This window comes from Leclercia sp. CFBP8987, from assembly GCF_034044995.2.
In the GTDB taxonomy this organism is placed as follows: Bacteria; Pseudomonadota; Gammaproteobacteria; order Enterobacterales; family Enterobacteriaceae; genus Enterobacter; species Enterobacter tamurae.
Map to the genome: position 1 here is coordinate 2,221,354 of NZ_CM188255.1, position 12,345 is coordinate 2,233,698.

11 protein-coding genes are annotated in these 12,345 nt (G+C 56.8%); 8 read left to right on the forward strand and 3 right to left on the reverse strand.

Annotated features, from left to right (window positions below):
• Nucleotides 1-27: 27 nt before the first annotated feature.
• A complete protein-coding gene (locus SOM40_RS10750; protein WP_312077555.1) occupies nucleotides 28-357 on the reverse strand; it encodes a DUF1283 family protein in 330 nt (109 codons plus the stop codon).
• A 147-nt stretch (nucleotides 358-504) separates the two neighbouring features.
• On the opposite strand from SOM40_RS10750, the gene SOM40_RS10755 reads away from it, so the two are divergent.
• From SOM40_RS10755 to SOM40_RS10785, 7 genes are all read left to right on the forward strand, one after another.
• The gene (locus SOM40_RS10755) at nucleotides 505-831 is read left to right on the forward strand and encodes a YnfA family protein (protein ID WP_225758874.1); all 327 of its coding nucleotides are present in this window, start codon (nucleotides 505-507) and stop codon (nucleotides 829-831) included.
• Nucleotides 832-940: 109 nt separating this feature from the next.
• The gene (gene manD, locus SOM40_RS10760; RefSeq protein WP_106993827.1) at nucleotides 941-2,155 is read left to right on the forward strand and encodes a D-mannonate dehydratase ManD; all 1,215 of its coding nucleotides are present in this window, start codon (nucleotides 941-943) and stop codon (nucleotides 2,153-2,155) included.
• An 11-nt stretch (nucleotides 2,156-2,166) separates the two neighbouring features.
• Nucleotides 2,167-3,180, forward strand: a complete 1,014-nt coding sequence (locus SOM40_RS10765; protein ID WP_320531007.1) for a Zn-dependent oxidoreductase — start codon at nucleotides 2,167-2,169, stop codon at nucleotides 3,178-3,180.
• Between the two features lie 53 nt (nucleotides 3,181-3,233).
• Nucleotides 3,234-4,613 (forward strand): MFS transporter, encoded by a 1,380-nt coding sequence (locus SOM40_RS10770; RefSeq protein ID WP_320531006.1) that lies wholly within the window; start codon nucleotides 3,234-3,236, stop codon nucleotides 4,611-4,613.
• 125 nt (nucleotides 4,614-4,738) lie between these two features.
• Complete coding sequence (locus SOM40_RS10775) at nucleotides 4,739-6,283, forward strand: MFS transporter (RefSeq protein ID WP_106993830.1); 1,545 nt, start codon at nucleotides 4,739-4,741, stop codon at nucleotides 6,281-6,283.
• A gap of 217 nt (nucleotides 6,284-6,500) precedes the next feature.
• Nucleotides 6,501-7,964, forward strand: a complete 1,464-nt coding sequence (locus SOM40_RS10780; RefSeq protein WP_106993831.1) for a mannitol dehydrogenase family protein — start codon at nucleotides 6,501-6,503, stop codon at nucleotides 7,962-7,964.
• Nucleotides 7,965-8,125: 161 nt separating this feature from the next.
• Nucleotides 8,126-8,557: a universal stress protein gene (locus SOM40_RS10785; protein ID WP_106993832.1), complete on the forward strand. Its 432-nt coding sequence runs from the start codon at nucleotides 8,126-8,128 to the stop codon at nucleotides 8,555-8,557.
• Between the two features lie 42 nt (nucleotides 8,558-8,599).
• Here SOM40_RS10785 and SOM40_RS10790 read toward each other — a convergent pair whose 3' ends face one another.
• On the reverse strand, nucleotides 8,600-9,286 hold the full coding sequence (locus SOM40_RS10790; RefSeq protein WP_106993833.1) for a GntR family transcriptional regulator: 687 nt from the start codon (nucleotides 9,284-9,286) through the stop codon (nucleotides 8,600-8,602).
• Between the two features lie 91 nt (nucleotides 9,287-9,377).
• Entirely contained in the window at nucleotides 9,378-10,124 is a 747-nt protein-coding gene (gene ydfG / locus SOM40_RS10795) for a bifunctional NADP-dependent 3-hydroxy acid dehydrogenase/3-hydroxypropionate dehydrogenase YdfG (RefSeq protein ID WP_032618025.1), read from the reverse strand.
• 153 nt (nucleotides 10,125-10,277) lie between these two features.
• On the opposite strand from ydfG, the gene dcp reads away from it, so the two are divergent.
• Entirely contained in the window at nucleotides 10,278-12,323 is a 2,046-nt protein-coding gene (gene dcp, locus SOM40_RS10800) for a peptidyl-dipeptidase Dcp (RefSeq protein ID WP_320531005.1), read from the forward strand.
• Nucleotides 12,324-12,345: the final 22 nt, after the last annotated feature.

Below are 12,345 nucleotides of genomic sequence, written 5' to 3' on the forward strand. Positions count from 1 at the left end.
AGGCTGCGCGGTGCGTTCGGACTGAAATCAGGGGGCCATCGTGCGGCCGGTGCGGCGATCCAGGCAGCGCAGGGTGTTCGGCTCCCAGTAGGCATTGACGTTGGCGCTCTGCTGGCATTTATCCCGCGCATCAAAGGCTACATCTTCTTTATCCCACTCTTTCTCCGCGCGGGTATTCACCTTATGGCGCAGGTTGCGGGTGTCGTTCCATTGCTCTTTATCCATGGCGGCATTCTGGCGGCTCTGGGCGCTGTCGCCGGATTCAATAATCAGTTTGCTGGTGTTGGCGGATACTGGCGCGACGAAGACCGAGGCCAGCAGGGCAACCAGACAGAGGCATGAGCTCAATTTACGCATAGCGATTTCCTTATGAATGGTGGAGATTCGAATCCCACCGCAGATTCTATAACAGTCCATTTTGAGGGCAAACCCATATCGGGTATGTGGAAAGGATCCTCTCACATTCGGGTATGATACCGCATCACTCCTCAGACAACGTTAAATATGTTTAAAACAACTTTGCTCTTTTTTGCCACCGCGCTGTGCGAAATTATCGGCTGTTTTCTGCCCTGGCTGTGGCTGAAGAAAGGCGCGTCGGTGCTGCTGTTAATCCCCGCGGGCGTTGCCCTGGCGCTGTTTGTCTGGCTGTTAACGCTCCATCCCGCAGCAAGCGGACGCGTCTATGCCGCCTACGGCGGGGTGTATGTCTGCACCGCGCTGCTGTGGCTGCGGGTGGTGGATGGCGTTAAGTTAAGCCCGTACGACTGGGCTGGCGCCGCGATCGCGCTGTGCGGCATGTTGATTATCGTCGCAGGCTGGGGGCGCGCTTAAGCGCCCAATCTGTGATCAAGCGGGGATTTTTCGATCTTCATACTTGTATGGTAGTAGGGTTGTTGCGTAAATTTCCTGCATCACAACAAGAGATGTAAGGAACCGGAAAATGAAGATTGTAGGGGCTGAAGTATTTGTCACCTGTCCAGGGCGCAACTTTGTCACGCTGAAAATCACCACCGACGAAGGGATCGTCGGTCTGGGTGATGCCACCTTAAACGGCCGCGAACTGTCCGTGGCCTCGTACCTGAAAGATCATCTCTGCCCGCAGTTAATTGGCCGGGATGCCCACCGTATCGAAGATATCTGGCAGTTCTTCTACAAAGGCGCCTACTGGCGTCGCGGCCCGGTCACTATGTCGGCGATTTCCGCCATCGACATGGCGCTGTGGGATATCAAAGCCAAAGCTGCCAACATGCCGCTGTACCAGCTGCTGGGCGGTGCCTCCCGTGAAGGGGTGATGGTTTACTGTCACACCACTGGCCACACCATCGACGATGTGCTGGAAGATTACGCCCGTCATAAAGAGATGGGATTCAAGGCCATCCGCGTCCAGTGCGGCGTGCCGGGAATGAAAACCACTTACGGCATGTCTAAAGGAAAAGGGCTGGCGTATGAGCCTGCCACCAAAGGCAACTGGCCGGATGAACAGCTGTGGTCAACCGAAAAATACCTCGATTTTACCCCGAAACTGTTTGACGCCGTGCGCAGCAAGTATGGCTTTAATGAACACCTGCTGCACGACATGCACCACCGCCTGACGCCGATTGAAGCCGCGCGCTTCGGCAAGAGCATCGAGCAGTACCGCATGTTCTGGATGGAAGATCCAACCCCGGCCGAGAACCAGGAGTGCTTCCGCCTGATCCGCCAGCATACCGTCACCCCGATTGCGGTGGGCGAGGTGTTCAACAGCATCTGGGATTGCAAACAGCTGATTGAAGAGCAGCTGATCGACTATATCCGCACCACCATTACCCATGCGGGTGGCATCACCGGGATGCGTCGGATCGCTGATTTCGCCTCGCTGTATCAGGTGCGTACCGGCTCCCACGGCCCGTCGGATCTCTCCCCGATTTGCCACGCGGCGGCGCTGCACTTTGACCTGTGGGTACCGAACTTTGGCGTGCAGGAGTACATGGGCTATTCCGAGCAGATGCTCGAGGTCTTCAACACCAACTGGACCTTCGAAGACGGCTACATGCATCCGGGCGATAAGCCGGGCCTGGGCATCGAGTTTGATGAAAAACTGGCGGCAAAATATCCCTACGATCCAGCCTACCTGCCGGTTGCCCGTCTGGAAGACGGCACGCTGTGGAACTGGTAAAGGAGCAGAAGATGAAAAGTATCGTTATTCAACAACCGAATATGCTGGTTATCGAAGATCGCCCATTACCGACCCCCGCAGCGGGCGAGGTGCGCGTCAAGGTGAAGCTGGCGGGGATCTGCGGTTCCGACAGCCATATCTATCGCGGCCATAACCCGTTCGCCAAATACCCGCGTGTTATCGGTCATGAGTTTTTCGGCGTGATTGATGCCGTCGGCGACGGTGTCGATACCGCTCGCCTGGGGCAGCGCGTGTCGGTGGATCCGGTGATCAGCTGCGGACATTGCTATCAGTGTTCGGTGGGTAAACCGAACGTCTGCGCCTCGCTGGTGGTGCTGGGCGTGCACCGCGATGGCGGCTTCAGCGAATACGCCGCGGTCCCGGCTAAAAATGCGAAGGTCATTCCGGACTCCATCAGCGACAAGCACGCGGTGATGATTGAGCCCTTCACCATTGCGGCCAACGTTACCGGACACGTTAGTCCGACCGAGCAGGACGTGGCGCTGATTTACGGTGCCGGTCCGATGGGGCTGGTTACCGTTCAGGCGCTGAAGGGCGTCTATAAGGTCAAGCAGGTGATTGTGGTCGATCGCATCGACGAGCGTCTGGCGATGGCCCAGCGCAGCGGGGCGGACTGGGTGATTAACAATGGCAACCAGTCCCTGCCGGCGCTGCTGGAGGAGAAGGGCATCAAGCCGACATTGATTATCGATGCGGCCTGCCATCCGTCCATTCTGCAGGAAGCCATCACCCTGGCCGCACCGGCGGCGCGCATCGTGCTGATGGGCTTCTCCAGCGAGCCGAGCCAGATCGTGCAGCAGGGGATCACCGGCAAGGAACTGTCGATTTTCTCCTCACGACTGAACGCCAATAAGTTTCCGGTTGTGATCGACTGGCTGACGAAGGGACTTATCGATCCCGACAAACTGATTACTCACTCCTTTGAGTATCGGCATGTAAAAGACGCCATCGAACTGTTTGAGAAAGACCAGCGGCAGTGCTGCAAGGTGTTGCTGACGTTCTAATAACTATGAATGCGGTTTAGCGGTACGCATCTTACCCTGTTGAGATAGCCATTATGACTCAAGTACAACATGAAAGATCCACATCTGACCTGATCAAAGCCGCCGTCTCAGGATGGCTCGGAACCGCGTTAGAGTTTATGGACTTCCAGCTTTACTCGCTGGGCGCAGCATTAGTCTTTCACGAGATCTTCTTCCCGGAACAATCGGCGGCGATGGCGCTGATTCTGGCGATGGGGACCTACGGTGCGGGCTATATCGCCCGTATCGTCGGGGCCTTTATCTTCGGCAAAATGGGCGACCGCGTGGGGCGCAAAAAGGTGCTGTTTATCACCATCACCATGATGGGGATCTGTACCACCCTGATCGGCGTGCTGCCGACCTATGCGCAGATTGGTATCTTCGCGCCGGTGCTGCTGGTGACGCTGCGTGTTATCCAGGGTCTGGGCGCAGGGGCGGAAATCTCCGGCGCGGGCACCATGCTGGCGGAATACGCGCCAAAAGGAAAACGCGGCATTATCTCCTCGCTGGTGGCGATGGGTACTAACTGCGGCACCCTGAGCGCCACGGCGATCTGGGCGGTGATGTTCTTTGCCCTCGACCGCGAAGAACTGCTGGCCTGGGGATGGCGCGTGCCGTTCCTTGCCAGCGTGGTGGTGATGATCTTTGCCATCTGGCTGCGTATGAACCTGAAAGAGAGCCCGGTCTTCGAGCAGGTTAATGCCGAAGAAGCCCCGGCACAGGCGGCTGTGCAGGAAAGCACCCTGGGTGCAATGATGAAGAGCAAATCGTTCTGGCTGGCAACCGGCCTGCGTTTCGGCCAGGCGGGTAACTCCGGTCTGATTCAGACGTTCCTGGCCGGTTATCTGGTACAGACGCTGCTGTTTGATAAAGCTATCCCGACCGACGCCTTAATGATCAGCTCGATCCTCGGCTTTATTACTATCCCGCTGCTGGGCTGGTTGTCGGATAAATATGGCCGTCGTCTGCCTTATATTCTGCTGAGTATTTCCGCCATTATTCTGGCCTACCCGATGCTGTCGATTATTGTCGATAAATCCTATACGCCTGGCGTGATTATGCTGTCGATTATCGTGATCCATAACTTCGCGGTACTGGGACTCTTTGCCCTGGAAAATATCACCATGGCTGAAATGTTCGGTTCACGAAATCGCTTCACCCGAATGGCGATATCGAAAGAGGCGGGCGGTCTGGTGGCGGTTGGTTTTGGTCCGGTGCTGGCGGGTATCTTCTGCAACATGACCGGCTCCTGGTGGCCAATTGTGGTGATGGTGATGCTCTATTCCTTCATCGGCCTAATCTCAGCCCTGCTGATGCCGGAAGTGCGCGACCGCGATCTGAGCATCCTGGAGGATGCCGCAGAAGACAAATCTGTCGCGCTGGGCATCAACAATAAACATCGCGCTATCTCCTGACCCTGATGACTCTCCTGCCAACGCAGGGGAGTCTTTTTTTATCCCTCGCAAAACACAACGCTATTACCAACCATTTCAGGGAAGCATCGGGAATTAACTGGATTATTTTCAGGTAAGGAAACTGTATGTCTCGTGCAAAGAAAAACATCACCATACCGGTGAGTATTGGATACGGATTAACCGATATTATGGGCGGCGGCGCTTTTACCGTCATCGGCGCCTGGCTGCTATTTTTCTACACCACCTTTGTGGGCTTGTCCCCAATGGAAGCGGCCTCGATCGTTGCCATCGCCCGTATTGTCGATGCGGTAGTCAGCCTGTTTATGGGCAGCCTGACCGACCACTTCTATAAGAACTATTTTGGTAAGAAATTTGGCCGTCGGCGCTTTTTCCTGCTGATTGGTGCGCCGCTGATGCTGGTCTACGCCTTGCTGTGGCTCGACGGCATGAGTTACGGTTTCTACCTCGCGGTCTATCTGGCGTTTGAAATCATTGCCGCCATGGTGCTGATCCCGTGGGAAACGCTGCCGTCAGAGATGACCAAAGAGTTTAACGGCCGCACCAAACTCTCCACCTGCCGCATGTTCCTCTCGGCCTCCGGCACCTTCCTGGCAACCTTTATTCCCGGGCTGCTGATCGGCCATTTTGGCGAGCAGAGCGCCAATGCCTACCTGATTAACGGCGTGATCTTCGCGGTGCTGTTCATGGTCTGCGTCTTAATCTCGTGGAAAGTGACCTGGGAGCGGGAGCTCACCCCGGAGATGCAGGCCGAGCTGGAAAAGTCAGCCTTGCCCACCAGCTTCTCTGACAAACTGCGAATGGTTGTCGAGCTGTTCAAATCCTACGCCTCGACGCTGAAAATCCGCGCTTTCAGAAAGCATCTGGCGATCTATCTGCTGTCGTTCACCGGCAAAGATGTCTACAACACCGTGTTTGTCTTCTTCTGCGTCTACTGCCTGAACGTCTCGTCATCCCTGGCGGGCAGCCTGCTGTCGATGAGTATCGTTGGTTTGCCGGTGACGCTCATTGCGGGCCTCGGGATCATCAAATACGGTCCGGCCCGGCTGTACGTTTTTGCCTATCTGGTGATGATGCTGTGCCTTGCCGGTTTCCTGGCGGTGTACCAGATCCCGGCGTTGAATACCGTTTTCACGCTGTTCATCCTGGCCGGGTTGTATCAGGTGGGCCGCTGCGTGCTGGAATTCACCCCGTGGAACGTGTTCCCGTTCATTCCCGATATTGACGAAATGGTCAGCCGTCAGCGCCGGGAAGGGCTGTTCGCCGCGGTGATGACTTTCTCGCGCAAAACCACGGTTGCCATCGCCACCTTTGTGGTCGGTTTTCTGCTGCAAACCGGGGGCTTCGTGAAGGGGAGTCAGGTCCAGCCGCCGGAAGCGATTCATATGATCGCCATGCTGATGTTTATCGGTACCGCCGGGCTGCTGATCCTCGCCCTCTGGCAGGCCCTGACGTTCCGTCTGAACAAACAGACTCACCAGATCTTCGTGGAAGAGGTGGAGCGGTTGCGGGCCAATGGTTCTAAAGCGGCGGTTGAACCCCACGTGCGGCGCATCGTGGAAGACCTGACGGGCCATGACTACGACAGGCTCTGGACGGAGCAGACTCCGGTTGTATCTCAAACGCGTGAAAGCGTCACCACGACCGGATGAGTGGTTTACAGCATTTTAATGCTGTCACACAACTTGCAATTGATGTCACACCAGATGGTGAAAAGTTAACGTAAATCAATATCACGCCAGCAACAATCAGTATGGTTAACGGCAGAGAATTTTTTATGCCATCTACCATTCTAGTTGGGTTAGTAAGCCGGGCGGGTAAGCACTACCGCCCGGATCGATCGCTTAATCACTTTTAACGAGTACTATCATGAAAAATCCGTTATTACATGCGCAAGCCACGCTTCCTCACTACAACCGCGATGCCTTACAGTCGCGCATCGTGCATCTGGGTTTTGGCGCCTTCCACCGCGCCCATCAGGCGGTGTATGCCGATATGCTGGCAGCGGAACACGGCAGCGACTGGGGATACTGCGAAGTTAACCTGATCGGCGGCGAGCAGCAGATCGCGGATCTTAAGGCCCAGGATAACCTCTACACCGTCGCCGAAATGTCAGCCGATGCCTGGACGGCGCGGGTGGTTGGGGTGGTGAAAAAAGCGCTGCACGCCCAGGTGGATGGGCTGGAAGCGGTGCTGGCTGCCATGTGCGAACCGCAGGTGGCGATCGTCTCGTTGACCATCACCGAGAAAGGCTACTGCCATGCGCCGGCCACCGGGCAGTTGATGCTGGATCACCCATTGATCGCCGCCGATCTGCAGAATCCACATCAGCCGGTTTCCGCGGTAGGCGTCGTGGTGGAAGCGCTGGCGCGACGTAAAAATGCCGGTCTGCCTGCCTTCACCGTGATGTCCTGCGACAACATGCCGGAGAACGGCCATGTAATGCGCAATGTTACCTGTGCCTATGCCCGGGCGGTTAGCAGCGAGCTGGCCGACTGGATCGAAGCCAACGTCACCTTCCCGTCCACCATGGTCGACCGTATCGTGCCTGCCGTCACCGCCGACACGCTGAGCAAAATCGAACAGATTACCGGCGTGCGCGATCCGGCGGGGGTGGCCTGCGAGCCGTTCCGTCAGTGGGTCATCGAAGACAACTTTGTCGCCGGACGTCCGGCCTGGGAGAAAGCGGGTGCCGAGCTGGTGGCCGACGTGATCCCGTTCGAAGAGATGAAGCTGCGCATGCTCAACGGCAGCCACTCATTCCTCGCCTATCTGGGTTATCTGGCCGGGTATCAGCACATCAACGACTGCATGGAAGACGCGAACTACAAGCGTGCCGCCCACGCGCTGATGTTAAACGAGCAGGCCCCGACGCTGAAAGTCACCGGGGTGGACCTGGCCCGTTACGCCGATCTGCTGATCGACCGCTACAGCAACCCGGCGCTGCGCCACCGTACCTGGCAGATCGCCATGGATGGTAGCCAGAAGCTGCCGCAGCGTATGCTGGACTCCGTGCGCTGGCACCGGGTGCACCAGCGCAGCTTCCCACTGCTGGCGCTGGGCATTGCGGGCTGGATGCGCTATGTCGGTGGCGTCGATGAACGCGGCGAGGCTATCGAGGTATGCGATCCGCTGCTGCCGGTGATCCAGGCGGCGGTACAGGGCAGTGCAGAAGGTGAAAGCCGCGTGAAAGCCCTGCTGGGGATTGAGACCATTTTCGGTCAGGAGTTGCCGCACGACAGCGTCTTTGTTGAAGCTGTGATGAACGCTTACGCTGGGTTGCTGAAGAACGGGGCGAAAGCCACCGTCGCTCACTACGCCGCGCAGATTTAACCCCCTCCACATGCCGCCGTTTCCGGCGGCATGATCGTATTCCCACATTTCTTTACTCATACCGCTTATTTCCTGACCCAGCCGTTTAACCTTCGTTTGATAAAGTCATGTCACTCTGAATATCGTTAAGCAACATATTATCGATATAAGGAGAAAGGCGTATGTATAAGAAGATATTGATGCCTGTCGATGTATTTGAAATGGATTTAAGCGATAAGGCGGTGCGTCACGCGGCATTTCTGGCGCGGGCGGATAATGCTGAAATTACGTTATTAAATGTTCTCCCGGTCAACAGTCGCGCCATGCTGCGGGGCTTCTCCTCGGATATTGTCAAATTCGAGGCTTATATGACTGAAGAGTCCAACAAAAAGATGAATGCGTTAAAGCGGCTGTTTGATATTCCGACTGAGAATATTCATACCCTGGTGCGGTTTGGCAGCGTGCGCGATGAAATTATCGCGCTGGGTAAAGAAGGGGAGTTCGATATCATTGTTATCGGCTCGAAAAAGCCGGGGGTAACAACGCATCTGTTGGGCTCGAATGCCGAATCGGTATTACGCTATGCCAAAATTCCGGTATTAGTGGTGCGCTAAATTCATTTCCGCATCCCGGGTATTCGACGGGATGCGGATCTCTTACTCTTCGCTGAACCAGTCGCTGTTTTCCTGACGGATTAACTGCACCGACTCGCCAATCTCCTGCAGATGCAGGGTCATCGCTTTTTCGACCGCATCGGCGTCGCGCTTTTCCAGCGCAGTGAAAATATCATGATGCTGACGCAGTAACATCTCCGGCGGTGAGACGTGGTCAAGGCTCATGTAGCGCACCCGGTCCATCGTCGCCTTGATGTTCTCGATGGTATCCCACGCCAGCTGACAGCCGGCAATCTGCGCCAGCTTCTGGTGAAACTCGTCGTCGAGCAGGAAAAAATCGTTCAGCTGCTTACGTTCAATGGCGATGCGCTGCTGGTGGAGGTTCTGCTCCAGCAGATAGCACTGATGATCGTCCACCAGGCTTGCCGCGCGACGGACCACGGCGCACTCGATCGCCTGACGGACAAAGCAGCCATTCTGCACCTGGGTGAGGGAGATCTTATTCACGTAGCTGCCGCGCTGAGGGCGGATCTGAATCAGGCCATTTTCAGCCAGCTTAATAAAGGCTTCGCGAACCGGCTGGCGGGAGACATCAAAGCGGACCGACACCTCTTTTTCCGAGAGTGGCGTTCCGGGTGGGATCAGACAATGCACAATGTCGCTGCGCAAAATACGGTAAATCTGCTGATTAACGGGTTGGGTCGGATTAAGTTGCGATTCAGCGGCCATTGGTTGTGATTTCTCAGAGAATTAACCGGTAAATACTACCATTCTTTTGCCGGGCATCCCAGACCTGGCCCGCAGGCCAGGTCCGGAAAAATCATCCGCGATGGACGCTCAGACCGGCAAAACTCTGGCTGACCGGCATCATTTCAACGGTGTTGATGTTGACGTGCTTCGGCAGGGTAGCCACCCACCAGACCGCCTCGGTGACATCGTCCGGCGTCAGGGCAGTGGTGTTCTCGTACGTTTTACCTGCTTTGTCGTCATCGCCTTTGAAGCGCACGTTGGAGAACTCCGTCCCGCCAACCAGACCCGGCTCGATATCCGTCACGCGAATAGCGGTGCCGTGCAGATCGGTGCGCAGATTCAGGCTGAACTGACGCACAAAGGCTTTGGTCGCACCGTAGACGTTGCCGCCCGCGTATGGCCAGCTGCCCGCCGTGGAGCCGATGTTAATGACATGACCGCGGTTGCGCTCAACCATGCCAGGCAGCACGGCGCGGGTCATATAGACCAGACCTTTATTATTGGTGTCGATCATCGTTTCCCAGTCTTCGACGCTGGCTTTATGCGCAGGCTCAAGGCCCAGCGCCAGTCCGGCATTGTTGACCAGCACGTCGATGTCGCGCCATTCAGCTGGCAGGTTAGCAATCATCTCTTCGATGGATGCGCGGTTACGCACGTCCAGCTGCGCGGTCAGAATGCTGTCCCCGAGCTCCTCTTTCAGCTCCTGCAGACGCTCCTGGCGACGGCCGGTGGCAATCACCTTATGCCCGTTGGCGACGAAGCGACGCGTGATGCTTTCACCAAAACCTGCTGTCGCCCCGGTAACTAAAATAATCATGTCACTGTTCCTCAACGCTTTTTGTGTAGTACTACCATAGCATGTGATCTGACGCAGAGTAAGGCGACTTTTCGACCCCTGTTGGTGACAGAGATTGCAGCCACTGCCGGGCTGGCCTACTCTGGTGAAATTCATCGTATTCAGGAGTCTGATATGTCTGGCACTAATCCCTTTTTCGCAACCAGCCTGCTGCCGTACCAGGCGCCGCATTTTGATCTGATCGACGACAGCCACTATCGTCCGGCGTTTGACGAGGCGATCCGCCAGAAGCGCGAGGAGATCGCCGCGATCGCCGGATGTGCGGCGGCACCTGACTTTACCAATACCGTGCTGGCGCTGGAGAAGAGCGGCGGCCTGCTGAGCCAGGTGAGCAACGTCTTCTTCGCCATGACCTCGGCACATACCAATGATTATCTGCAGCAGCTGGAAGAGGCGATCTCTACCGAACTGGCGGCGCTGGCCAATGATATCTGGCTGAATGATGCGCTCTTCGCCCGGGTCGATGCTGTCTATAACGCCCGGCAGACGATGGCCCCGGACGCAGAGTCCCTGCGCCTGATCGAGGAGCTGCATCAGCGCTTTATTCTCGCCGGAGCCCGGCTGGGAGAGGCAGAAAAGCAGGCGCTGAAAACCATCAATACCGAGTCTGCCGCGCTCACCAGCCAGTTTAACCAGCGTCTGCTGGCAGCCGATAAGGCGGGTGGGTTGGTGGTGGATTATCCTCATCAGTTGGATGGGCTCAGCCAGACAGAGCTGGCTGCGGCCGCTCAGGCGGCGGCGGAGAAAGGTCTCAGCGATCGCTGGTTGATTCCGCTGCTGAACACCACCCAGCAACCGGCCCTGCAACAGCTGCGCGATCGCCAGACCCGGGAAAATCTGTTCCTGGCAGGCTGGCTGCGTACGCAAAAAAACGATGCCAACGACACCCGCGAGCTGGTACGGCGTCTGGTGGCGCTGCGGGCGCGCCAGGCGGAGCTGCTGGGCTTCGACAGTTATGCCAGCTGGAAAATTGCCGATCAGATGGCCAAAACTCCCGACGCCGCGCTGGCGTTTATGCGCGGGATTGTCCCGGCTGCGCGCGGGCGTGCATTGCAGGAGCAGGCCGATATCCAGAAGGTGATTGATGACGAACAGGGTGGGTTTGAGGTACAGGCCTGGGACTGGTCGTTTTACGCCGAGCGCGTGCGGCTGGCGAAGTACGCCCTCGATGAATCCCAGGTTAAGCCCTATTTTGCCCTCAATCGGGTGCTGACCGACGGTGTCTTCTGGGCGGCGACCCAGCTGTTCGGCATTACCTTTGTCGAGCGCAGCGACATCCCGGTTTACCATCCTGATGTACGCGTCTGGGAGATCTTCGACCACCACGGAGAAGGGATGGCGCTGTTTTACGGCGACTTCTTCGCCCGCGACTCCAAAGGCGGCGGGGCGTGGATGGGGAATTTTGTCGAGCAGTCCCATGAGTTTGGTACGCGTCCGGTGATCTATAACGTCTGCAACTATCAAAAGCCTGCCGCAGGCCAGCCGGCGCTGATCTCCTGGGATGATGTCATCACCCTGTTCCACGAGTTTGGTCATACCCTGCACGGGCTGTTTGCCAGCCAGCGTTACGCCACGCTCTCCGGGACCAACACACCGCGCGATTTTGTGGAGTTCCCGTCGCAAATTAACGAGCACTGGGCCAGCCATCCACAGGTCTTTGCCCACTATGCCCGCCACTATGAAACCGGGGAGCCGATGCCAGACGCCCTGCGCGAGAAAATGCTCAGCGCCACCCAGTTTAACAAAGGCTATGACATGACCGAGCTGCTCAGCGCCGCGCTGCTGGACATGAACTGGCACGGATTAACCGCCAGCGAAGCGCCAGAGGATGTCGAAGCCTTCGAAACCGCAGCCCTGGAGCGGGAGCAACTCCATCTCACCGCTGTACCGCCGCGCTATCGTAGCAGCTATTTCGCCCATATCTTCGGCGGTGGTTATGCCGCGGGTTATTACGCCTATCTGTGGACGCAAATGCTGGCCGATGACGGCTATCAGTGGTTCGTGGAAGAGGGCGGACTGACCCGCGAAAACGGACAGAAATTCCGCGAGGCGATTTTGTCGCGTGGGAATAGCACTGATTTAGCGGAACTTTATCGGGTTTGGCGTGGGCACGATCCGCAGATTGAGCCGATGCTGGTGAAACGCGGATTGAGTGCGTAAGGGCTTTTTAGGCTTGAAAAAG

What these genes read in the sequence shown, in the direction of transcription:
- SOM40_RS10750 (WP_312077555.1), bottom strand. Translation starts at nt 357, where the DNA reads ATGCGTAAATTGAGCTCATGCCTCTGTCTGGTTGCCCTGCTGGCCTCG.
- SOM40_RS10755 (WP_225758874.1), top strand. Translation starts at nt 505, where the DNA reads ATGTTTAAAACAACTTTGCTCTTTTTTGCCACCGCGCTGTGCGAAATT.
- manD (WP_106993827.1), top strand. Translation starts at nt 941, where the DNA reads ATGAAGATTGTAGGGGCTGAAGTATTTGTCACCTGTCCAGGGCGCAAC.
- SOM40_RS10765 (WP_320531007.1), top strand. Translation starts at nt 2,167, where the DNA reads ATGAAAAGTATCGTTATTCAACAACCGAATATGCTGGTTATCGAAGAT.
- SOM40_RS10770 (WP_320531006.1), top strand. Translation starts at nt 3,234, where the DNA reads ATGACTCAAGTACAACATGAAAGATCCACATCTGACCTGATCAAAGCC.
- SOM40_RS10775 (WP_106993830.1), top strand. Translation starts at nt 4,739, where the DNA reads ATGTCTCGTGCAAAGAAAAACATCACCATACCGGTGAGTATTGGATAC.
- SOM40_RS10780 (WP_106993831.1), top strand. Translation starts at nt 6,501, where the DNA reads ATGAAAAATCCGTTATTACATGCGCAAGCCACGCTTCCTCACTACAAC.
- SOM40_RS10785 (WP_106993832.1), top strand. Translation starts at nt 8,126, where the DNA reads ATGTATAAGAAGATATTGATGCCTGTCGATGTATTTGAAATGGATTTA.
- SOM40_RS10790 (WP_106993833.1), bottom strand. Translation starts at nt 9,286, where the DNA reads ATGGCCGCTGAATCGCAACTTAATCCGACCCAACCCGTTAATCAGCAG.
- ydfG (WP_032618025.1), bottom strand. Translation starts at nt 10,124, where the DNA reads ATGATTATTTTAGTTACCGGGGCGACAGCAGGTTTTGGTGAAAGCATC.
- dcp (WP_320531005.1), top strand. Translation starts at nt 10,278, where the DNA reads ATGTCTGGCACTAATCCCTTTTTCGCAACCAGCCTGCTGCCGTACCAG.